The organism is Thioalkalivibrio sp. AKL7, from assembly GCF_000381705.1.
GTDB classification, from domain to species: domain Bacteria; phylum Pseudomonadota; class Gammaproteobacteria; order Ectothiorhodospirales; family Ectothiorhodospiraceae; genus Thioalkalivibrio; species Thioalkalivibrio versutus.
This window is the reverse complement of sequence record NZ_KB906947.1, coordinates 74221-96391: the sequence shown is the minus strand read 5'-3', so window position 1 is coordinate 96391 and position 22171 is coordinate 74221. Positions and strand designations below refer to the sequence as shown.

General features: G+C 66.3%; 20 protein-coding genes. 1 reads left to right on the top strand and 19 read right to left on the bottom strand.

All coding sequences use genetic code 11. From position 1 onward, the window contains the following. Positions 1-70: 70 nt before the first annotated feature. From G315_RS0100405 to leuC, 16 genes are all read right to left on the bottom strand, one after another. On the bottom strand, positions 71-658 hold the full coding sequence (locus G315_RS0100405; RefSeq protein ID WP_026338788.1) for a L,D-transpeptidase: 588 nt from the start codon (positions 656-658) through the stop codon (positions 71-73). 13 nt (positions 659-671) lie between these two features. Then, positions 672-2180 carry an amidophosphoribosyltransferase gene (gene purF / locus G315_RS0100400; RefSeq protein ID WP_018169616.1) on the bottom strand — a complete coding sequence of 503 codons (1509 nt, stop codon included), beginning with the start codon at positions 2178-2180 and terminating at the stop codon, positions 672-674. Positions 2181-2275: 95 nt separating this feature from the next. Further along, entirely contained in the window at positions 2276-2827 is a 552-nt protein-coding gene (locus G315_RS0100395; RefSeq protein ID WP_018145849.1) for a CvpA family protein, read from the bottom strand. A gap of 82 nt (positions 2828-2909) precedes the next feature. Continuing rightward, positions 2910-3509, bottom strand: coding sequence for an SPOR domain-containing protein (locus G315_RS0100390; RefSeq protein WP_019571860.1), 600 nt, complete (start codon positions 3507-3509; stop codon positions 2910-2912). Between the two features lie 110 nt (positions 3510-3619). Then, a complete protein-coding gene (gene folC / locus G315_RS0100385; RefSeq protein WP_019611653.1) occupies positions 3620-4957 on the bottom strand; it encodes a bifunctional tetrahydrofolate synthase/dihydrofolate synthase in 1338 nt (445 codons plus the stop codon). 8 nt (positions 4958-4965) lie between these two features. Beyond that, positions 4966-5931, bottom strand: a complete 966-nt coding sequence (gene accD / locus G315_RS0100380; protein WP_018145852.1) for an acetyl-CoA carboxylase, carboxyltransferase subunit beta — start codon at positions 5929-5931, stop codon at positions 4966-4968. A 36-nt stretch (positions 5932-5967) separates the two neighbouring features. Beyond that, on the bottom strand, positions 5968-6801 hold the full coding sequence (trpA, locus tag G315_RS0100375) for a tryptophan synthase subunit alpha (RefSeq protein ID WP_018145853.1): 834 nt from the start codon (positions 6799-6801) through the stop codon (positions 5968-5970). Then, positions 6798-8006, bottom strand: coding sequence for a tryptophan synthase subunit beta (gene trpB / locus G315_RS0100370; protein WP_018145854.1), 1209 nt, complete (start codon positions 8004-8006; stop codon positions 6798-6800). The genes trpA and trpB overlap by 4 nt, the downstream gene beginning before the upstream one ends. Next, on the bottom strand, positions 7993-8634 hold the full coding sequence (locus G315_RS0100365) for a phosphoribosylanthranilate isomerase (protein ID WP_018145855.1): 642 nt from the start codon (positions 8632-8634) through the stop codon (positions 7993-7995). Before G315_RS0100365 ends, trpB begins: the two co-directional genes overlap by 14 nt. Before the next feature lie 71 nt (positions 8635-8705). Then, positions 8706-9557 (bottom strand): tRNA pseudouridine(38-40) synthase TruA, encoded by an 852-nt coding sequence (gene truA, locus G315_RS0100360; RefSeq protein ID WP_018145856.1) that lies wholly within the window; start codon positions 9555-9557, stop codon positions 8706-8708. Positions 9558-9568: 11 nt separating this feature from the next. Further along, positions 9569-10231 (bottom strand): hypothetical protein, encoded by a 663-nt coding sequence (locus G315_RS0100355; protein WP_018176895.1) that lies wholly within the window; start codon positions 10229-10231, stop codon positions 9569-9571. A gap of 197 nt (positions 10232-10428) precedes the next feature. Beyond that, positions 10429-12906: a FimV/HubP family polar landmark protein gene (locus G315_RS0100350; protein ID WP_018176896.1), complete on the bottom strand. Its 2478-nt coding sequence runs from the start codon at positions 12904-12906 to the stop codon at positions 10429-10431. Between the two features lie 109 nt (positions 12907-13015). Beyond that, positions 13016-14041, bottom strand: a complete 1026-nt coding sequence (locus G315_RS0100345; protein ID WP_018145859.1) for an aspartate-semialdehyde dehydrogenase — start codon at positions 14039-14041, stop codon at positions 13016-13018. Positions 14042-14218: 177 nt separating this feature from the next. Continuing rightward, positions 14219-15292 (bottom strand): 3-isopropylmalate dehydrogenase, encoded by a 1074-nt coding sequence (gene leuB / locus G315_RS0100340; protein ID WP_196801688.1) that lies wholly within the window; start codon positions 15290-15292, stop codon positions 14219-14221. Between the two features lie 671 nt (positions 15293-15963). Continuing rightward, complete coding sequence (leuD, locus tag G315_RS0100330) at positions 15964-16611, bottom strand: 3-isopropylmalate dehydratase small subunit (protein WP_019611651.1); 648 nt, start codon at positions 16609-16611, stop codon at positions 15964-15966. A 3-nt stretch (positions 16612-16614) separates the two neighbouring features. Next, on the bottom strand, positions 16615-18027 hold the full coding sequence (gene leuC / locus G315_RS0100325; protein ID WP_019611650.1) for a 3-isopropylmalate dehydratase large subunit: 1413 nt from the start codon (positions 18025-18027) through the stop codon (positions 16615-16617). 347 nt (positions 18028-18374) lie between these two features. Between leuC and G315_RS0100320 the strand changes: the two genes are divergently transcribed. Beyond that, on the top strand, positions 18375-19253 hold the full coding sequence (locus tag G315_RS0100320) for a LysR family transcriptional regulator (protein WP_018176898.1): 879 nt from the start codon (positions 18375-18377) through the stop codon (positions 19251-19253). A 19-nt stretch (positions 19254-19272) separates the two neighbouring features. On the opposite strand, the gene G315_RS0100315 is transcribed toward G315_RS0100320, so the two are convergent. From G315_RS0100315 to G315_RS0100305, 3 genes are all read right to left on the bottom strand, one after another. Further along, complete coding sequence (locus tag G315_RS0100315) at positions 19273-19491, bottom strand: hypothetical protein (protein WP_018169603.1); 219 nt, start codon at positions 19489-19491, stop codon at positions 19273-19275. Positions 19492-19578: 87 nt separating this feature from the next. Then, entirely contained in the window at positions 19579-21798 is a 2220-nt protein-coding gene (locus tag G315_RS0100310; RefSeq protein WP_026338787.1) for a S8 family serine peptidase, read from the bottom strand. 118 nt (positions 21799-21916) lie between these two features. Beyond that, positions 21917-22105: a YqaE/Pmp3 family membrane protein gene (locus G315_RS0100305; RefSeq protein ID WP_018169601.1), complete on the bottom strand. Its 189-nt coding sequence runs from the start codon at positions 22103-22105 to the stop codon at positions 21917-21919. Positions 22106-22171: the final 66 nt, after the last annotated feature.

Sequence of the window (22171 nt, the reverse complement as noted above, 5' to 3'; positions counted from 1 at the left end):
CCCGAGCGGAGACGCGCTTTTCCGATGGGTACCGGAGATGACGGACGTGCCCGTCCGGGCACTTGGCTTGTCAGCCGGACGGCCGACTGAGCTCCGGCACGGCCGGACCCTCGAGGATCATCACCAACGTCCCGACCGGCAGGCGCGGGAACAGCTCGATCACTTCATCGTTGCGCATGCGCACACAGCCCTCCGAGGCCGGTTCGCCAATGCGTCCCTCCTCGTCGGTCCCGTGGATGTAGATGTACCGGCGCAGCGAATCCACATTGCCGCCCCGATTGATGCCCGGCTCCAGCCCTTCCAGCCAGAGGATCCGCGAAGTGATGTTGTCGCGTGGGCTTTGCGCGCCCGGCTCGGTCAGAATTTCCGCGATCTGGCCGGTGTTGCCGCGGGCACGGAAGATCGTGCCCCGCGGCGCGCTGTCACCGAAGCGCTCGGCAATCCGATGCAGGCCCAGCGGCGTCTTGAAGGTTCCCTCTTCGAAACCCACCCCGCGCGCCGAGGTCGATACATCGAAGATCTCCGTCACCCGCCCGGCCTCCCAGACGTACAGCCGCTGCTGATCCACCCGGACCACCACCACCGGGACATCATCCACATTGCGGGCTCGTTCGCGGGCATCCCGGACGACGGGTTCGATCCATTGGAGACTGGGCAAGAGCACCTCGCGTCTACTTCTTGTTGGCCAGATCCAGCACCTCGCCGGCGACCGGCGTGTTCACCAGCCCGTCACCGCGCAGCGCTGCGAGGTGTTCCAGGTAGTCCGGAGGCAGTCCAGTCACGTACTCCCCGGTGAAGACCGAGCAGTCGAACTCCTGGATGTTCCGGTTGCCGCGGCGCACGGCCTTTTGCAGGTCTTCAAGGTCCTGGTAGATCAGGCGGTCGGCGGCAATCGCCTCGCACACCTGGGCCTCGTCCCGACCGTGGGCAATCAGCTCGTCGGCGGCCGGCATGTCGATCCCGTACACGTTGGGATAGCGCACCGGCGGCGCGGCCGAGGCGAAATAGACCTTCTTCGCCCCGGCCTCGCGCGCCATCATCACGATCTCGCGCGAGGTCGTGCCGCGCACGATGGAGTCGTCCACCAGCATCACGTTCTTGCCGCGGAACTCCAGCGAGATCGCGTTGAGCTTCTGGCGCACGGATTTCCGCCGCTTGGTCTGGCCCGGCATGATGAACGTACGCCCGATGTAGCGGTTCTTGATGAACCCCTCGCGGTACTTGATGTTCAGCTCGTGCGCCATCTCCAGCGCCACGGTACGCCCGGTGTCGGGGATCGGCACGATCACGTCGATGTCGTGATCCGGCCAGATACGCCGGATCTTTTCACCCAATGCGGTCCCCATGCGCATGCGCGCGCGGTGGACGAACACGTTGTCGATCACCGAGTCTGGGCGCGCGAAGTAGACGTGCTCGAAGATGCACGGGTTCAGGCGGGTCCCCTCGGCACACACGCGCGTGCTGACCTCGCCGTCCGGCGTGATGAACACCGCCTCGCCCGGTGCCAGGTCCCGCTCCAGATCAAAGCCCTGGGACTCCAGCGCGGCACTTTCGGAGGCGACCATCCATTCGCGCCCGCCCTCTTCGGCCTCGCGCGAGCCATAAACAATGGGCCGAATGCCGTGCGGATCGCGGAACGCCAGCAGACCGCCCCCGGCGATCATCGCGACCACCGCGTAGGCGCCTTCGGCCCGCTGGTGCACGCGCTCCACCGCATCGAACACGGAATCCGGCGTCAGCCCGTTGTCGAGGAAGCGCAGCAGCTCCTGGGCGAAGACGTTCAGGAGGATCTCGGAGTCCGAGTCGGTGTTGATGTGCCGGCGATCCGTGGCGTACAGCGCCTGCTTGAGCTCGCGCGCGTTGGTCAGGTTGCCGTTGTGCCCCAGCGTAATCCCGAACGGCGAGTTCACGTAGAACGGCTGCGCCTCGGCCGAGCTGGACGAACCGGCCGTCGGGTAGCGCACATGGCCGATACCCATATGGCCCGTCAGGCTCTGCATGTGCTGGTTGTTGAACACATCGCGCACCAGACCGTTGTCCTTGCGCAGATGCAGCCGCCCGTCATCGTCACAGGTCACAATGCCTGCGGCATCCTGGCCCCGATGCTGCAAGACCAGCAGGGCGTCATAAAGGGGCTGGTTCACCGGGCTGCGCCCGACGATTCCGACAACTCCACACATACGGTTTCAGGCTCCAGGGTTTTGCAAACGCTGACCAAAGCCGTTCACGGCCTGTCAGCACACGTTGCGCTGCAAATGCCGTTTGCAGCTCGCTTCTAGGGCGTCGCCGGCTCGTCGGCGTCGGGGATTACTTCTTCGACCGGCTCGTCACTCGCCAGCAGATCATGGATCTGTTCCTGCCAGCCTTCCGGCAATTGGGCAATCAGCCAATCCACCAGGCGCTCGAACTCCGGGATCAGGCGGCTGTTTTCCCACCAGGACTCGTCCGGCATCAAGGTCAGCGAGGCAAGGAAGATCAGCACCGCCACCAGCAGCACACCGCGCAGCAGCCCAAAGATCACGCCCAGCGAGCGGTCGGTACCGGTCAGCCCGGTCCCCTTCACCAGGCGATTGGCCACCACGCCGAGAATGCCGCCCACAATCAGGACGCCAATAAAGATCAGAGCGAAGCCAATGCCCAGGCGCAGGGTGGCATCCGACACCGCCTGGGGGACTTGTTCCGCCACCTCGGCCGCATAGCGGATACCCAGCCACACGCCCACGATCCACGTGGCGAGCGAAAAGGACTCGCGCACGAAGCCACGGAAAAGGCTGATCAGCCCTGACACAACGATCAGGGCGATGATGATGAGGTCGATCCAGTTCACGGGGCCGGCATCGCGTGCTGAAAGGGCGCGTAGTTTACCCCAGCCATCGGTTCCTCGCAGGGTGCCCCGGTCGTCATGGCCATCAGGGGTGTGCCACCACGATACCGGACAACTCCAGCTCGTCCTGCAGGCGTTCGCCCAGCTTCACGGCCTCCTCGCGCTGCGCCAGCGGACCGACCTTCACCCGGTAAATCGGGCGGCCATCGGCCATGGAGTCATCGATGAAGGCGGGCCAGCCCGTGTCGCGCAGGCGGGCCGCCTGCTCGCGCGCGTTGTCCTCGCCGCGGAAGCTCCCCACCTGCACCGCCCACCCGGCCTGGACCGGCTCGTCTGGCTCGACCGAGCGCACCGGCGCATCCTGGCGGGCCGCGGAACCTCCCTGCTCCCCAGCGGCCGCGCGCGCGCCCTCGCCATTCTCCAGGCTGTGCAACTCGGCAACCGGCCTGTCGCGTTCCGCCGCCGGAGCGGCGGGTGCCGTGTCCCGACGCGCAGCCGGGCGCTCCGATGGCAGGGCGATATCGGGCTCGGCAAAGGTGGGCGCCGCGGGCACCGGGTCATCGATCCCGCTCATGTACTCGTACCCTGCCCCGTCGAACAACCAGGGCAGAAAGATGACCGCCAGCACGATCAGGATGACCGCGCCAACCAGGCGAAAGCGGATGGGATTGTCGCTGCTGGTCATGCGGTCATCCGAGGGCGGCGCCAGGGCCAGTTAAGGAAACACTACACGCCTGTGACACTACGCTCGCTCGCGCCGGCGTCGCAAGCCGTCGGGCGTGACGCTCCTGACGCTCAAAGGGCATGCACAACCTCGCCCGCACCACCAAGCGCCTCGGCCTGCCCGGACAGTGCCAGCTCGGCCAGCTCCTGCGACTGCTCCAGTACCGCCGCCACGGTGTAGAACGAACCGAACACCACCACCCGGCCGCAAGGTCCGGCGCAACGCCTTGCTTCTGCGATGGCCGCCGCGACGTCATCCACGCGGGACACCCGGCGTTGTCCGCTCGCCTCCAACTCGGTGGCCAGCGCCGCAGCGGGCAATGCCCGCGGCAGGTCCAGCGGGACTGGCACCCAGGCATCGACGAGGCCATCCAGACGACTCCACATGGCGGCCCGCTCCTTGTCCGCCATGACGGCCACCAGGGCCACCACTGCGCCCGGGACGGGATGCGCCTCCAGCCAGCGCGCGAGTTCGTTGACCGCATGCACGTTGTGGGCAACATCCAGCAGCCATTCCGGCTCGCCGTGCACCCGCTGCAGACGCCCCGGTGCCGAGATTGCCAGGGCCCGGCTGACGACACCATCGTCGAGCCCCCGGGCCAATCCCAGTGATTCGACCACAGCGAGGGCCGTAGCCGTGTTCAGGAGCGCCGCACCATCAATCCGGGCGGCTGCGCCCTCGACCCGCCATTCGCGCGCCGTCCCCTGCCACTGCCATCGTAGCGTCGTCGCGTCGCGCGTCAGGGCGAAATCACGCCCACTGCGCAGGACCTGCGCCCCCAGTTGTGCGGCATGCTCCAGCACGCTGGCCGGCGGTTCGGGCTCGCCCAGCACTACCGGGCGATTGGGGCGCATGATACCGGCCTTCTCGCGGCCGATCGCCTCGCGACTGTCGCCCAGCCAGGTCTGATGATCGAGGTCCACCGCGGTGATCGCAGCGACGTCGGCATCCCAGATGTTGACGGCGTCCAGGCGCCCGCCCAGCCCCACCTCCAGCACCTGTACCGCGACTCCCTGCTCGCGGAACAGCCAGACCGCGGCCAGTGCACCGAATTCGAAATAGGTCAGGGAATCCTCGCCGCGAGCCTGGTCGATCGCCTCGAAGGCACGGCACAGGGCGGCATCGGAGACGGGCTCGCCGTCGATGCGGATGCGTTCGTTGTAGCGCAGCAGGTGCGGCGAGGTGAACAGGCCGACCTTCAGCCCCTGCGCCTGCAGCAGGGCCGCGGTGCGCGTCGCCACCGTCCCCTTGCCGTTGGTCCCGGCCACGATCACGGTGGGCGGTCTGCCGGCCCCACGCAGCCCCAGGCGGTCGGCCACCAGGGCAATGCGCTCCAGGGTCAGATCCATTCCCACGGGATGCAGTTGCTCCTGGAAGGCGAGCCACTGCGCCAGGGTCGTGAAGCGCACCGGCTGCCTCAGGCGGGGCGCGGCGCGTCGACGCGCTCGCCGTCCGCCCCGTTTTCGGGACTGATAACCTCGACGGACCCCTCACCCTCCGCCTCATCCGCGGTTGGGTCGGCGCCCGGCGCCGGGGCGTGGGTCAGCATGCCCAGCACCGCAGCCAGACGGCTGCGCATGTCACGGCGATCGACGATCATGTCGATCGCGCCATGCTCGAGCAGAAACTCCGAACGCTGGAAGCCCTCGGGAAGGGTCTCGCGCACGGTCTGCTGGATCACGCGCGGCCCGGCAAAGCCAATCAGGGCATTCGGCTCGGCCACGTTCAGATCACCCAGCATGGCCAGGCTCGCCGACACACCCCCCATGGTCGGATCCGTCATCACCGAGATGAACGGGATGCGTTCTTCCTGCATGCGCGCCAGTACCGCGCTGGTCTTGGCCATCTGCAACAGCGAGAACAACGCCTCCTGCATGCGCGCACCACCGGAGGCACTGAAGCACACCAGCGGGATGCCCTGTTCCAGCGACCGGTTGGCCCCACGCACGAAGCGCTCGCCCACCGCGGAGCCCATGGAACCGCCCATGAAGCGGAAGTCGAAGGCAGACGCCACCAAGGGGCGCCCCAGAAGCTGGCCCTGCATCACGACCAGGGCATCGCGCTCGCCGGTGGCCCGCTGGGCCGCCACCAGGCGATCCTTGTACTTCTTGGAATCGCGAAATTTCAGGACATCGGAGGATTCGATATCCGCCGCGATCTCCTCACGGCCCTCGGCATCCAGGAAGGTTTCCAGGCGCCGGCGTGCGCTCATGCGGCGGTGATGACTGCATTTCGGGCAGACATCGAGGTTGCGTTCCACCTCGGGGCGATAAAGCGTCGCGTCACAGCCCTCGCAACGGACCCACAGGCCCTCCGGGACCCCCCGCTTGGTCGCATTGTCGGTGCGGATGCGCGAAGGCATCAACTTCTCGAACCAGCTCATGCCGTCTCCCCGTAATTCGAATCGGCGCCGCGCATTCTACACCGTGGCTGCCGCGCCCGGGGAGCGCGCCGCATCCATGGCACGACGCATCTCACTGACCACCGCCGCCGCCGCACGGGCGAAGCCGTCGGCATCGCCGTCGTGCTCCTCGGCCAGGCGCACGATTGCGCTGCCCACCACCACGGCATCGGCCACCTGCGCGACCCTCCCCGCGGTCTCCGCATCGCGAATGCCGAAGCCGACGCCCAACGGCAGCCCGGTGTGGCGACGCAGACCCTCCAGGCGCGCGGCCAGTGCCGAGGTATCCAGGGTCTGCGAACCGGTCACGCCCTTCAGCGATACGTAGTAAACGAAGCCGCGCGCCGCCCGGGCCACATGATCGATACGCGCCTCCGAGGTCGTGGGTGCGATCAGGAAGATGGGATCGATGCCGGCCTGCTCCAGCAGCCCCACCACGTCCTCGCTCTCCTCCGGCGGCAGGTCCACCGTCAGCAACCCATCCAGCCCGGCCGCCTTCGCGGTCTGGGCAAAGGTCTCGTACCCCATGCGCTCCACCGGATTCAGGTAGCCCATCAGGACCACCGGCGTGGTGGTGTCCTGCTTGCGGAACTCCGCCACCATCGCCAGCACGTCGCGCAACCCGGTGCCAAAACGCAGGGCCCGTTCGCAGGCCTTCTGGATCACCGGGCCATCGGCCATCGGGTCGGAAAACGGGACGCCCAGCTCGATCAGGTCGGCCCCGGCCTCCACCAGTGCGTGCATCAGGGGTACGGTGGCCCCCGGCTCCGGGTCGCCCGCCGTCACGTACGGGATCAACGCCGCGCGATTCTGTTCGCGCAGTTCGGCAAAACGCTGCTCGATGCGGCTCATAGCGTAATCCCCTCGCGTTCGGCCACGGTGTTCAGGTCCTTGTCGCCGCGCCCGGACAGATTGATGATGATGCTTTGATCGGGACGCATCTGCGGGGCCAGGTCCAGCACATGGGCAATCGCATGACTGGTCTCCAGCGCCGGGATGATGCCCTCGGTGCGGGTCATGCGGTGGAAGCCAGCCAGCGCCTGGTCATCCGTTACCGACACGTAGTTCACCCGGCCGATGTCCTTCAGCCACGCATGCTCCGGCCCGACGCCCGGGTAGTCCAGGCCCGCCGAGACCGAGTGCGTGCCGATGATCTGGCCATTCTCGTCTTCCATCAGGTACGTCCGGTTGCCGTGCAGAACGCCCGGCTGCCCGGCGCACAGCGGCGCAGAGTGGCGTCCGGTCTCGACCCCGTCGCCCCCGGCCTCGACCCCGATCATCGCCACCGACTCGTCGCCAAGGAACGGATGGAACAGCCCGATGGCATTGGACCCGCCGCCAACACAGGCGACCAGGGTATCCGGCAGGCGGCCGGTCATTGCCAGGTGCTGCTCGCGGGCCTCGCGGCCGATCACCGCCTGGAAGTCACGGACCATCGCCGGATACGGGTGCGGCCCTGCCACGGTGCCAATGATGTAGAAGGTGTCGTCGACGTTGGTCACCCAGTCGCGCATCGCCTCGTTCAACGCGTCCTTCAGGGTGCGGGTGCCGGACTTTACCGCCACCACCTCGGCGCCCAGAAGGCGCATGCGATAAACGTTCTGAGTCTGGCGCCGGGTGTCCTCCTCGCCCATGTAGACCACGCATTCCAACCCCAGCCGCGCGGCCACGGTGGCCGTCGCGACGCCGTGCTGTCCGGCACCGGTCTCGGCGATGATTCGCTTCTTGCCCAGGCGCTTGGCCAGCAGGGCCTGGCCGATCGTATTGTTTACCTTGTGCGCCCCGGTGTGGTTCAGGTCCTCGCGCTTGAGGTAGATCTGCGCACCACCCAGTTCCCGCGACATGCGCTCGGCGTGATAGAGCGGGTTGGGCCGCCCAACGAACTGCTTCAGGTCATGATCCAGCTCCGCCAGGAAGTCGGGATCCTGCATGTACTGCTCGTACACTGCCTGTAGCTCGTCCAGCGCCCCCATCAGGGTCTCGGACACGAAGCGCCCGCCATACGGCCCGAAATGCCCACGGGCATCCGGGAAAGCCGCCCAGTCAATCTTGTTCATCAGTCTCCACCTCGCATTGACGCACCGCCTGCACGAAGGCCCGCATGCGTCGTGCATCCTTGACCCCGGGCGCGGATTCCACCCCGGAACTCACATCGACCCCGTACGGGCGCAGGTGTTCCAGCGCAGCGCGCACCGAGTCCGCATCCAGCCCCCCGGCCAGCAGCCAGGGCCGTTCCAGGGCATCGGGGACGCGCTGCCAGTCGAAGCGGTGCCCCGACCCGCCGCTGCGCCCCCCACCATGGCTATCCAGGAGAAACCCCTGGGCATCCGGGTGCTGCTCCATCGCCGGGCGTGGATCCTGCCCCTTGCCCATGGCGATGGCCTTCAGATAAGGCCGCCCGAAGCGCGCGCAAAACGGCGCCGTCTCGTGCCCGTGAAACTGCAGGCAATCCAGCCCTACCGTCTGCAACACCGTTTCGACTCGTGACGGATCCGGGTCCACGAACAGACCCACCGTGGTCACGAACGGCGGCAGCGCGGCCGCGATGGCCGCGGCCTGCGCCGGCTCAACCGCCCGCCGACTCGCTGCATGAAACACCAGCCCGATGGCATCGGCCCCGGCCGCCGCCGCGGCGCGTGCCTGTTCCGGGCTCGTCACTCCGCAGATCTTCACCCGATAACGCATGCGCCCGCCGGCCTCCTCTGTCCGGTCGCAAAGCCTACCAGAACCCGGCACGCGATCCGGCTTTCCCGCAATCACCCCGGCGCATTCCCCGGGACGCCATCGAGGACCGGCCCCGCGGTGATCGGCAGCTCGAACTCCACCGGATAATCCACATGCACGAAATAGAGCCCGCCGGCCGGCGCGGTGATCCCCGACGCGCGCCGATCACGCGCCGCCAGAACCTCCGCCGGCCAGCCGGGATCGGCGCGCCCATCCCCTACCGCCAACAGCACGCCGGCGATGTTGCGCACCATGTGATGCAGAAAGGCATTCGCGTGGATGTCCAGGATCACAAGGGCCCCGCGCCGGATCACCGACAACGAATGCACGCGCCGCACCGGCGATTTCGCCTGGCAAGCCGCCGCCCGCAGGCTGCTGAAGTCATGTTCGCCGACAAAGGTCTGACCCGCGCGATGCATGCGCTCCGCATCCAGCGGACGCCGCCACCAGGACACTCGTCCGGCCTCCAGTGCCGGACGCACCGCTCGATTCGCAATGACGTAGCGATACCGTCTGCCAAATGCGCCGAACCGGGCGTGAAACGCCCCCGGAACCGGTTGCGCCCAGGTCACGGCAATCGCGTCAGGCAGGCGACTGTTGGCGCCCAGGATCCATGCACGCGGCTCGCGCTCCGCCGGAGTATCGAAATGCACCACCTGCGCCGTGGCATGGACTCCCGCATCGGTGCGCCCCGCACAACTCAACGCGACCGGATGATTCGCCACAAACCCCAGTGCCGCCTCCAACTGCTGCTGCACGCTGGGACCGTCCTTCTGGCGCTGCCAGCCCAACAACCCACGCCCGTCATATTCGACCCCCAGCGCCCAGCGTTGTACCTGCTCACCCGCATCATTGAAGCCCGGTTGTGCGTGCGCCTCACTCAAATGTCCGCTCCTCAAAAAAACCACCAAGTGAGCCAGGCCGCCAGCACCCCGAACCACAAGCCGATGACTGCCCAGCGGGGCACTGCCCGATTCTCCGTCCCAAGGTCGGCCGGGCCGTCCTCCGCCCCGCTCGGTCCGGAAAGGGCCTGATCCAGACGCTGCACCAGCCACTCGCGCACCGCTTCCAGCCGAGCCTTTCTCGCCCCCCCAAGCGCCTCCCGGCGCGCCTTGATCGCCGCTCGATCCCCCTCGAAATACATCAGGGCGAGAAACAGTCGCCGGGCGAAACGCTCGCCCCAGGCACCGAACACCTGCCAAGGTCCGCCCAGAACCAAACCGAGACTGCGTACGAGCACAGGCCTTGAAAACCGCTCGGTGAGCCAGACCACCAGCAGCAGCACCAGGACCAGGGCGAGGATACGAGTCCCGGCCTCCTGGAGCCCAGCGGCAAGATCGCCACCCTCCATCGGCCACAGGCCATAGAAGACCAGCAGGGAGAGGTAGAACCACTTCATGCGCAGGATCAAGCGACCGGCACGGCCCCAGGCAAACCCGCCGGGCCACGCCAGCCCGCCCACGAGCACGGCCATCACCACGAGTACCCGTGGCTCGGCCGATACCAGCGCAGCAGAAGCAGCCAGCACCCCCAGAAACGCCCACACCGCCCACACCACGCCCGGCGGGTGCGGTACCGATTCTGGCGGCAATTCGGAGGTCTGAACCAAGCGTGAACCGCCCTCGCAGCGATTAATGAATCACAAAAAAGGCCCCGCCCGGGGTTTTGCCCCCGGGCGGGGCCGGTCTGCACATTCCGGGAGTCAGCCGAGACCGAACCGGGAACATCCGGTCCGGAACCCCGACTTCCCGATGGTCACGAGCCCTGAATCTGCTCGCGGATCCCCTCGGCCTCGCGTTTCTGATCATCGGTGCCCGAGGCCAGGACCTCGTCGATCAATTCCTGGGCACCTTCCTGATCTCCCATGTCGGCATAGGCCTGGGCCAGACTCAGACGCGTGACGTTCTCGTCCGCGTCCGCTCCTGCGGAACCATCGTCGGTTTCATCCTGACCGGCAACAGGCGCATCGGAACCACCCGGGCCAAGCAGGTTCTCGTCCAGATCCAGGCCAGCTTCCGGCTCCGCCTGTTCCCCGCCACTCGCGGTGGAATCTGTCTCCGGCAGCTCGTTCTCGTCGATGTCGAACGCAAGATCGTTCAGGTCCCCATCAGCATCCGCGCTGGAAACATTACCTTCCGCGGCGTTCGCCAGATCCGCTTCCAGATTCTCGTCGAGGTCGAACGACAGGCCCTGATCATCCGCAACCGGCTCGCTCCCCAGGCTTTCCGCCGCCTCGTCGGTCTCGGGAAGCTCCAGACCCGAGAAATCGATCTCATTGCTGTCGGATTCCGTCGCGCGGCTTCCTTCCGCCGAAGGCACATCACCGAGATCGCCGGCCATCGTGCCACCAGCTGCAGTGGCGCCAAGACCGGCCCCCTCCCCAATCCGGGATTCCAGATCGGACAGGCGATCACGCGTAGCCGTATCACCCGCATCCAGCCGACCGCGCAGCGCACCGGCCGCCTGCCTTGCGCTCTCTTCATCCTCAAGCGCGAGATGTGCCTCGACCAACTTCAGGCGGTACTGCTTGTTATCCGGATCGCGCTCGATCGCCGCATTGAGCGTCTCGACCGCCTGATCGTTCATGCCGTACGCCAGGCAGACATCTACCTCTGCCAGTACGTCATCTGTCGCCTCGCCTCCCTTCTGACTGGTGCTGGCGACCACGACCTCGCCAACCTCTTCCCCCGAATCGGCCGACAGATGGGAAGCGTCTTCCTGTTGCCCATCATCGCGTTCCGCGCCACCCGCCGCCGCGGCCGTGCCAACCACGGTGGCAGCGGCGGCACGGGTCGTCGAGCGATCTGGCGAACCCATCTCCCCGGTCTCGTAACTGCGGGCATCGAAGCCGGTCGCCTGCACCTTGCTGTTGTCCGCACGCGGCTTCAGGCCGGAACCGTGATCGTCGACCATCACCTCGCGGCGGCCGCCGCGGGCAAAAGCCAGCAACACCAGCAGCAGCAGAATGACCAGCGCAATCGCCATCATCAGCAGCAACGGGTCATTCATGATGCGTTCGTGCAGCGGGGCATTGCGTTCAGCATCCGCACGATCCAGACGGGTGCGCAGCTGTTCGCGCTCGGCGCGCAGCTGGCTCAGCTGTTCCTCGAGCCCAGCCATGTTCTCGCTGGAGATCTCGGCCAGACGCCCACGCTCGCCAAGCTCCTCGCGCAATTCGGAGAGCTCGGCGCGCATTCCGTCCATTTCGGCGCGCTGGGACAGCAGGGCTTCCTGCAGCAGCTCCTCGGAACCCCCCTCGGTTGCCCCGGCTTCGGCATCTTCCGGCAGCAGATCGGCGACGATCTCCAGGCGATCCTCGGGCGCCACCGCCTCGGTCGCGGCCTCGTCGCCCACCGCCGTTTCGTCCTCGGTCACGGCCGAGTCCGATTCGGCCACTGCGGATTCGTCGTCCGCAACCGCCGCGGCAGCGTCCTCCGTAACAGCCGATTCTTCGTCCTCGGCGAGCGCCTCGCCCTCGACACCCTCCTCAGCCGCGGCCGGAGCCGGCTCCGGTTCTTCGCGAGCCGCGCGAGTGGATTCCTGCCAGGAGCGCGTCTGATCGGCAACCTCGGCCCGCGCCTCGGCGGTACTGCGCGCGTCCAACTGTTCGCGGGACGGCGTACGCAATTCCGCGTCCGCGCGCAGCGAATTGATGTTGTTACCCATGAAGGCCTGCGGATTGGCGTCGAGGAACGCGAGCATGGCCTGCTCGTCGCTGTATCCCGAGACACCGCTGCGGCGCACGACCGCGTAGAGGGTGTCGCCACTACGCACCCGGATGGTTTCGCCTTCGCGGGTCGCACGCGGCGCTGCGCCGGGGTCCCCGCTCACGGCCGGCGCAGAAGTTCCGGAAGGCATCGTGCCGGGCGGATCCAGCAACAACGAGACCTCGCGCATGGCGCGCCCGCCATCCCAGCGCGCCTCCAGCAGCATGCCCACATAGGGCTCGCGCACCGGCCGGCGTGTGGTCAGGATGATGCGGTCACCCTCGACCTGGATGTTCAGGTCCCCCGGAACACCGCCACGGTTCAGACCGGCGCGGCGGTATGCATCCTCGGAAGCCTGGCGAATTCGCAGGGAATCGCCCGCAGCTGCCGCTCCCCGCAAGGGAATCTCCGCCCGCAAGGGCTGATTCAGGAAGGATTGAAGATTGATTTCGCCGAAGCCCACGGAACTCGAGGACGCCGGGGCCACCAGCAGCAAGAACAAAAACCCAACCAAAAACTTGCGCACGAATTCCCCCTGAAAATGCCACGTGGCCGTACTGCCTCGGCCAACACGGCCGATGACCCCCTGGCCACGGATGTACCGGGTAGTGTCCCCGGCGTTTTCCCGGATTAAATCACAGGTAATCGCGGATCAAAACCTCCGCGATCTGAATCGTGTTCAACGCGGCCCCCTTGCGCACGTTGTCCGAGACCACCCACAGGTTCAGTCCGCGGGGGTGGGAAATGTCCTCGCGGATGCGGCCGACGAACACCGCATCCTTGCCGGAACCCTCGGTCACCGCAGTCGGATAGCCCCCGTCCTCGTGCTTGTCCAGCACCGTGATCCCCGGTGCGCCGGAGAGGATTTCGCGCGCCTTCTCCGCACTGATCTTCTCGCGCGTCTCGATATGCAGGGCCTCGGAATGCCCGTAGAACACCGGAATGCGCACCGCGGTCGGGTTCACCAGGATGGACTCGTCGCCCATGATCTTCCGGGTCTCCCAGACCATCTTCATCTCTTCCTTGGTGTAGCCATTGTCCTGGAAGACGTCGATGTGCGGCAGGGCATTGAACGCGATCTGCTTGGGATACACGTTGCACTCCACCGGACGGCCATTCAGCAACGCCGCCGTCTGGTGCGCCAGCTCCTCGATCGCCTCTTTTCCAGTACCGGACACGGCCTGGTAGGTTGCCACGTTAATCCGTTCGATGCCGACCGCATCGTGCAGCGGCTTCAGCGCCACCAGCATCTGAATGGTGGAGCAATTCGGGTTCGCGATAATCCCGTGTTTCGTGTAATCGCCCACCGCGTCCGGGTTCACCTCCGGAATCACGAGCGGGATCTCCGGGTCGTAGCGGAACTGGGAGGTATTGTCGATCACGACGCAGCCGGCCGCCGCCGCCTTGGGCGCATATTCCGCGGACACCGAGGCGCCCGGCGAGAACAGCCCGATCTGCACCGTGGAAAAATCAAAAGTCGCCAGGTCCTCGACCTCCAACTCGCGCCGGCCGTAGTCCACCGTCTTGCCCACCGACCGCGAGCTGGCCAGGGCATGCACGCGCCCGATCGGCAGGTCGCGCTCGGCCAGGATGGACAGCAGGGCCTCGCCAACGGCGCCCGTTGCCCCGACCACGGCCACGTCAAATTTGCGGTCACTCATCGTTAATTCCCGGTTTAATTTTGATCTTCAAGCTATTGATAGTTCTATTGAACCGTAGGATGCGACGAGCGCAGCGAATCGCATCAATCTCTTCCCCAGCGGAGGCAATGATGCGTTTCGCTGCGCTCAACGCATCCTACACTTGCGCGTGATACAAGCCCCGTTCGTGAGGCCGCCTCAATCGTCCAGCGCAGCCACCAGGGCATCCCCCATCCCCTGGGTACCCACCAGTGTCATGCCTTCACCGAAGATGTCCGGCGTGCGCAGGCCCTGATCCAGTACCCGACCCACAGCCGCCTCGATGCGTTCGGCCAGGTCGTTGCGGTCCAGACTATGACGGAGCAGCATCGCGACCGACAGCACGGTCGCCATCGGGTTGGCCTTGCCCTGTCCGGCAATGTCGGGCGCCGAGCCGTGGATCGGCTCGTACAGGCCCACGCCCTCGCTGTTCAGCGAGGCGGACGGCAACATACCGATGGAGCCGGTCAGCATCGCGGCGGCATCCGACAGGATGTCGCCGAACATGTTGCCGGTCACCATCACGTCGAACTGCTTGGGATCGCGCACCAGCTGCATCGCGGCGTTGTCCACATACATGTGAGACAGCTCGACCTCGGGGAATTCCTTTCCGACGCGCTCGACCACCTCGCGCCACAGCTCGGATACCTCCAGCACATTCGCCTTGTCCACGGAACACACGCGCTTGCTCCGGCGCATTGCAGCCTCGAAGCCCGCGCGGGCGATGCGTTCGATCTCGGATTCACTGTAGACCAGCGTATTGAACCCGACCCGCTCGCCATTGCGCTCCTCGATCCCGCGTGGCTGGCCAAAGTAGATCCCCCCGGTCAGCTCGCGCACGATCAGGATGTCGAGCCCGCTGACCACCTCGGGCTTGAGCGTGGAGGCCGAGGCCAGCTGCGGATACAGGATCGCCGGGCGCAGGTTCGCGAACAGGCCGAGATCCGAGCGGATGCCCAGCAGCCCACGCTCGGGGCGCAGGTCGCGCTCCAGCGACTCGTACTGCGGGCCACCCACCGCCCCCAGCAGGATCGCGTCTGCACGGCGTGCCGCCTCGCGGGTGGCCTCCGGATAGGGGTGCCCGGCCGCGTCATGCGCCGCGCCCCCGATCAGGCCTTGCTCGATCTCCAGATCCAGACTACCGATCTCGCCCACGCGCTCCAGCACCTTCAGCGCCTCGGCCACGATCTCGGGCCCAATCCCGTCCCCGGGCAATACCAGAATTCGGCTCACAAACCTCTCCCAAGTAACTATTATGCTTTACCTATACATTCCTAGTAGCACCGTCATTGCGAGGCCCCGCAGGCGACGTGGCAACCTTCGGTCGCAACCCCCGACGTGTACCCGAGCCAGCGCCGGAACTCCCCTGGGAGATCGCCACGTCGCTCCGCTCCTCGCGATGACGGTGCTTCTACCTCGTCATTGCGAGGCCCCGCCAGGGGCCGTGGCAACCTCCCAACGAACCCCCGACGTCCGCCCAAGCCCGGCGCCGGGGCCACCTACGGAGATCGCCACGTCGCTGCGCTCCTCGCGATGACGGTGCTCCCTGCCCCCCGTCATTGCGAGGCCCCGAAGGGGCCGCGGCAATCTCCCAACGCAACCCCCGACGTTTGCCCCGGCCGGCGCCGGGGCTGCCCAAGGAGATCGCCACGTCGCTCCGCTCCTCGCGATGACGGTGCTTCCTGCCCACCCCCGTCATTGCGAGGCCCCGAAGGGGCCGTGGCACAAAAGCGCGAAGCGCGTTGAACGGCCGCAGGCCGGCCCGAAGGGCGAGCGCAGCGAGTAACCTCCCAAAGCTGCCAGAGCGCCGGTACGGGGATCCGGTGGTTCCGGACGGAGGTTGCTTCGTCGCTTCGCTCCTCGCAATGACGGTGCCCGGATCCAGGCCGTGCCAGACGCACCGTCTACCGTTGTTGTTCCGCCATCCACGGCCACTCGCTGCGCTGGCGCTCCTCGAAGGCGCGGATATCGTCCGCGAACTGCAGCGTCAGGGCGATATCGTCCAGCCCGTTCAGCAGGCGGTGGCGGCGGTCCTCGTCCAGTGTGAAGTCGAATACGGTACCGTCCGGCGCGGTCACGGTCATCTCTTCCAGATTCACCTCGACCTGCGTGCCCGGATTCGCCTCCACCTGATCGAAAAGGGCCTGGACCTCGTCCTCGGCCAGCACGACCGGCAGAAGCCCGTTCTTGCAGCTGTTGGAGAAGAAGATGTCCGCGAACGACGGCGCGATCACCGCGCGGAAGCCGAAGTCCGTTAGCGCCCAGACCGCATGCTCGCGGGAGGAGCCACAGCCGAAGTTCTTGCGCGCCAGCAGGATGGTCGCCTGGTCAAACGGCGCCTGATTCAGCACAAAGTCCGTGTTCGGCCGGCGCTTCGAGCCATCCATCCCCGGCTCGCCCGGGTCCAGATAGCGCCAGTCGTCGAAGGCATTCGGGCCGAAGCCCGTGCGCTTGACCGACTTCAGGTACTGCTTGGGGATGATCGCATCGGTATCCACGTTGGAGCGGTCCAGCGGCGCGACGATCCCCTTGTGTACGGTAAAGGCCTGCATCGCTTACGCCTCCTTCAACGCGGACGGTTCAATGAAGTGCCCGGCGACGGCCGCCGCGGCGGCCAGCGACGGGCTGACCAGATGGGTGCGCCCACCCTGCCCCTGACGCCCCTCGAAGTTGCGGTTCGAGGTCGAGGCGCAGCGCTCGCCCGGTTCCAGGCGGTCGGCGTTCATCGCCAGGCACATCGAACAGCCCGGCTCGCGCCACTCGAAGCCGGCGTCCAGGAAGATGCGGTCCAGCCCCTCCTGCTCCGCCTGCTGTTTCACCAGCCCGGAGCCCGGCACCACCATCGCCAGCTTGATGTTGTCGGCCTTCTTGCGGCCCTTCACCACCTCAGCGGCGGCGCGCAGGTCCTCGATCCGGGAATTCGTGCAGGACCCAATGAACACCTTGTCCGGACGGATCTCCGTCATCGGGGTATTCGCCTTCAGGTCCATGTACTCCAGCGCCCGCTGCATGCCCTCGGCGCGCACCGGATCGGACTCGGCCGCCGGGTCCGGCACCCGCCCGTCGATCGGCGCGACCATCTCCGGCGAGGTGCCCCAGCTGACCTGCGGGGCGATCTCGGCGGCGTCCATCTCCACCACCGCGTCGAACTCGGCATCCGGGGCGGAGACCAGCGTGCGCCAGTACTCGGCCGCCCGCTCGAACATCTCGCCGGTCGGTGCCTGCGGCTTGCCGCGCACGTATTCGATGGTCTTCTCGTCCACCGCGACCATGCCCGCACGGGCCCCGGCCTCGATGGACATATTGCAGACGCTCATGCGGCCCTCGATCGACAGGCTGCGGATCGCCGAGCCGGCAAACTCGATGGCATAGCCGGTACCCCCGGCGGTGCCGATGCGGCCGATGATCGCCAGTACCACGTCCTTGGCGGTGACGCCCGGGCGCAGCTCGCCCTCCACGCGGATCTGCATCGCCTTGGTCTTCTTTTGCCACAGGCATTGCGTGGCCAGCACATGCTCCACCTCGGAGGTGCCGATGCCGAAGGCCAGCGCGCCCAGCGCGCCATGCGTGGAGGTATGCGAATCGCCGCAGACCACGGTCATCCCCGGCAGGGTCGCGCCCTGCTCCGGACCGATCACGTGCACGATGCCCTGGCGCACGTCCGCCATCGGGAAGAATCTCAGCCCCAGGCTGGTGACGTTGCTCTCCAGCGTGTCCACCTGGATGCGCGAGACCGGATCCGCAATCCCCTGGTCGCGGTTCTCTGTGGGCACGTTGTGATCCGGCACCGCCAGCACAGAATCGCCGCGCCACGGCTTGCGCCCGGCCAGCCGCAGCCCCTCGAAGGCCTGCGGGCTGGTCACCTCGTGCACCAGGTGGCGGTCGATGTAGAGCAGCGTCGAGCCATCCGGCTCCTCGCGCACCCCATGCGCCTCCCACAACTTGTCGTACAGGGTCTTGCCTGCCATTACCTACTCCCGCGATCGTTACATCGCCAAGGGCACCGTTATTGCACGGCGCCGCCACTGGCACCGTCATTGCGAGGCCCCGCAGGGGCCGTGGCAACCTCCGTCCGAAACCACCCGATCCCGATACTGGCGCTCTGCCAGCTTCAGGAGGTTGCCGCGTCGCCTTCGGCTCCTCGCAATGACGTCGTTTCATGGCGACCTTTGACGCAGAGTCTGCGGCCAGCCCGGTATTCTTTCAAATCCGATTTCTTATCCGTATCATTCCATACGGTTATATAAATGCCGAGTCATGCCGAGCCCGACCATCGAACGGATCATTATCTCACGCAGGGACTGGAGAGACATGGATGCGCCCTGAACAACTGAGCGTCGAATCCCTGCAGGCCTTCGTCGCGGTCGTCGACACCGGCGCCTTCTCCGCCGCCGCCGAACGCCTGCACCTGACCCAACCCGCGATCAGCAAGCGCATCCAGTCCCTGGAGGCCACGCTGGAGCGCCCGCTGTTCGAGCGCCAGGGCCGCCGCGTTCGCCCGACGGAGGTCGCGGAGCGCCTGCTGCCCGAGGCCCGCGAGATCCTCGCCCGCCTGCGCGCCATCGAGCAGCAGGTCGCCGACCTCGACCAGGTGGTGCGCGGCCGCATCCGCCTGGCCACCTCGCACCACATCGCCCTGCACCGCCTGCCCACGCCACTGTCGGCCCTGCGCGAGCGCTACCCGGAACTGGAACTGGAACTGGCATTCATGGATTCCGAGGCCGGCATCGAGGCCGTCATGCACGGCGACGCCGACCTGGCCCTGGCCACCCTGCCCGAGGATCTGCCGAAGGGCGCCGAGGCGCACACGGTATGGACCGACGACCTCGTCCCCATGGTCGCCCGCAACCGCGCTGACGATACCCCGCTGGATACCCTGCGGCGCCTGCACGACTGGCCGGCCATCCTGCCGCCCGCGGATTCCACCACCCGCCGCCAGATCGACCAGGCCCTGGCCGCACAGGGCCTGCACCCCACCGCCGCACAGGAAAGCCCCTACCTGGAAGTCATCCGCATGATGATCGCGGCCGGCCTCGGCATCGGCTTCCTCCCCCGCACCATGGCCACCGCTGACCTCGCCGTACTCGACTGGCCCGGCGCGCCCGTCACCCGCCACCTCGGCTGGGTCCGCCACGCCGACCGCTACCGCTCCCAATCAATAAAGTCAATGATTCTGATGCTAGAGGGCCGTTAACGCTTTCAAGACGAGTGCTTCATCGAGGCGTCGCCCCCGGCTTGCACGCGTCCTGGTCCAGGACGAATTGTTCCCCGTCCCACACGAACATCGCGGCGACCGCCACGGCATCCTCCTGAAGCGGACGAAGGCTGTACTGGGCGCAATCGCGTTCATCGAAGCCCTGGAACACGAACGCCGCGACCGGGTTGCCCTCGGCATCGTACTGGTAGCCGTGGATGTTGGGGTCGGCGTTCATGTCCGCTCCGGCACAGGCCGCAAGAGGGAGGAGGAGAGCGGCCACGAGGACCGCCCGGTTGCAGGTGAGTGTGCGCATCGTCATGGTTCAGAACCGCTTGGAGAAGGTGGCAACACCCGCCGCGTCGGAACCATCCTGATGGTCCGGGTTGTTGGAGTACAGCAGGTTCACGTTCAGTCGGCTATCCACGCTCGGGGCGTAGGCGTAGCCCAGCTCGACATCCTGCTGACGCCCGTTCGGGGCCAGGCTGGCGCTGCGCTGTTCGCGGATCACGTTGCCCTCGACGTCCCGACCCACCGGCACATCCAGGTTCGCGGTGCCGGCGGTGACGCGCAGCGGCTGACTGACCATAAACACCGCTTCGTGCTGATCCCGCTCGAAAGTCAGGCCCAATGCGGACTGCTCGGTGGTCAGGCCGTCAATGGAGCGGATCATCCCCGGGCCGCCGGCCACATCTGCCTGGCCGCGCTCATAGCGCGCCATCAAGCCGAAGTAGTCACCCATGGACCAGTTCGCCCCCACCGACATGAGGCCCATGGTGGAGCGGTCGCCCAGCGACAGGGCGCCGTACCCACGAGAACCCAGCAGGCCGCCTTGTTCGTGGCGCTGGCCGTAGCCGACTTCCAGTTCCAGCGCATCGGTCGCATCGAAGCGCATGGCGACATCAGTGCGGGCCTGACGGTAGCCGTTATACAGGCTGTCCTCGTCGCGCTTGGCCGAGCCTGCCCAGTGGCCCACATCCATCGCTACACGGTCGGTCATCGACAAGGTGGCGGCGAAGCCCGCACCCTGACTCAGCAAGTGGGACAGGCCGCCCGAACCATCGGACAGCATCGCCATCCCGTTTTCCGGGGTCCACGGGTCCATGAGGGCTGTTTCACCCTGGTGGAAGCCGAATGCCGCCAGCTCGACCGTTCCGGTATCGAGGCGCACTTCACTCGCCCCCATCATTCCGCCAGTCGTGTGATGACTGGTCATCGACAACCCCGGGGCGACCTCATTGGTGATCGGGCGCGGGTTCAGGCCGGCCGTGGCGATCTTCTGCACTCGACCCGCCAGGCGCTGGCCATAGGCCATAACCGGGTGACTCTGACTGGACAGGTCCAGCTGGTAGTCCCGGCCCAGGTCATCAAATCCCACGACCCCTTCCAGCGCCGCGGTGTCGAAGCTGCCGCCGAAGCTGGAGGACCACGTCGCTTGCGTCTCGGACAGCGCGTGGCCGCCGTCTTCCACCTTTCCGCTGGACGCGATGGCCGTTTCGCCCTGCGGCTTCAACGCCTCCTCCAGGTCCGCGTGACCCTGACCGAGGTAGTAGTTCCCGCAATTCAGGTTCTCGTCCGGGCCGCAATCGTTCTTCTCGAACAGCTCGGAACCCTGGTCTGCCGTATCCAGCAGCAGCCCCGTGGTCTCTTTCGCCGACATGTGCGGCCACTGCGAGTTGATCGTGGCCACCATGCCCGCGATCTGGGGCGCGGCGATGGAGGTTCCGCCAAACGTGCCCGTGGCGTCATCGCTCGTATTCGAAGCGGACTGCGCAACAAACGGTGCCGCCAGTGCACGGGCCTGGAGATCCTCGTCCGCGCCGGGATAATTACTGGCCGGATGCTTTTCCCATTCATCCGACCCGACCGCAATCAGCGTCTGGTCCAGCACCGACAGCAGCCCATCGTCGGTGGCCTTCTCCATGTCAAAGTTATCCGTAACGCTCTCGCCTTCGTTGCCGGCCGCAATCACGATCGCCGTTCCAAGACGCTCGAAGCTACCATCCGGCATTTCCATTTCCACCGAGCTCGCCAGTGCGTCCGCGGTGTCCGCATCGTTCAGGGCATTGAGGCCGCCCGAAAAGCTCAGATTGGCCACCCGGGCATCCTGCTCGGCCGACCACTTCATGCCCTCCTGAAGATAGCTCCTCCGAACAGACCCGCCGGAACCCGCCTTGAACAGGGCGAGCTTCCCATTGCCCGCCACACCGAAGGTGTTGCCGGCGGCGAGGGCGGCCACCGGCGTCCCGTGCATATAGGCAGGAATACCATCCTCGTCGTCCACCGATGCCGTTACATCCTCGCCGCCGGTCTGACGGTTATAGGAGGTCTCGATCCGGCCTTCGAATTCTTCATGGCTGGTGCGAAATTCCGTATCAATCACCGCGATTAGTGCGTCTTCCCCGTCTTCGATCGTGGTTTGCTGAACGGCCGGCGTAACGTTGACGTAAGTGTCTTCTTCCGGCTTCACGTTCGAGGAGGAGGAGCCGCCGCCACCGCAGCCGGTCAGCGCCAGCCCCGCGGCCGCCACCCCAGCAAAGAACACACTTCTCCCTGAAAGAGTCATTGATCCCCCAACGTGAAAAACAGAAAGATGCCCGGTGAAGTCCGGGCAATAGGCAATGGACAAGGCGAACTCACACCTCGTCGCCGGGCCTTGTGTACTACTTCATTATTGCTGCCCGGATCTTCTTATCCGTCTTGTACTGGTTCAACGCGTACACCGACCAGATCACAGCTGGGATCCATCCAATGATGGTGAGCTGCAACAACAGGCAGAGGATGCCCGAGAACGGTCGACCAATCGTAAACATCTGCAACCACGGCAGAAAAAAGGCAAGAAGCAATCGCATGGGACCTCCCTGGTACGCAATCTTGATCAAAAGTGTGATATCCGTCACACAACAGACCATTGCACC

Coding starts and splice junctions, on each gene's coding strand:
- purF (WP_018169616.1), bottom strand. CDS start 2,180: ATGTGTGGAGTTGTCGGAATCGTCGGGCGCAGCCCGGTGAACCAGCCC.
- G315_RS0100345 (WP_018145859.1), bottom strand. CDS start 14,041: ATGAGTGACCGCAAATTTGACGTGGCCGTGGTCGGGGCAACGGGCGCC.
- accD (WP_018145852.1), bottom strand. CDS start 5,931: ATGAGCTGGTTCGAGAAGTTGATGCCTTCGCGCATCCGCACCGACAAT.
- leuD (WP_019611651.1), bottom strand. CDS start 16,611: ATGCAGGCCTTTACCGTACACAAGGGGATCGTCGCGCCGCTGGACCGC.
- G315_RS0100315 (WP_018169603.1), bottom strand. CDS start 19,491: ATGAACGCCGACCCCAACATCCACGGCTACCAGTACGATGCCGAGGGC.
- G315_RS0100365 (WP_018145855.1), bottom strand. CDS start 8,634: ATGCGTTATCGGGTGAAGATCTGCGGAGTGACGAGCCCGGAACAGGCA.
- trpB (WP_018145854.1), bottom strand. CDS start 8,006: ATGAACAAGATTGACTGGGCGGCTTTCCCGGATGCCCGTGGGCATTTC.
- leuC (WP_019611650.1), bottom strand. CDS start 18,027: ATGGCAGGCAAGACCCTGTACGACAAGTTGTGGGAGGCGCATGGGGTG.
- G315_RS0100320 (WP_018176898.1), top strand. CDS start 18,375: ATGCGCCCTGAACAACTGAGCGTCGAATCCCTGCAGGCCTTCGTCGCG.
- trpA (WP_018145853.1), bottom strand. CDS start 6,801: ATGAGCCGCATCGAGCAGCGTTTTGCCGAACTGCGCGAACAGAATCGC.
- G315_RS0100390 (WP_019571860.1), bottom strand. CDS start 3,509: ATGACCAGCAGCGACAATCCCATCCGCTTTCGCCTGGTTGGCGCGGTC.
- G315_RS0100305 (WP_018169601.1), bottom strand. CDS start 22,105: ATGCGATTGCTTCTTGCCTTTTTTCTGCCGTGGTTGCAGATGTTTACG.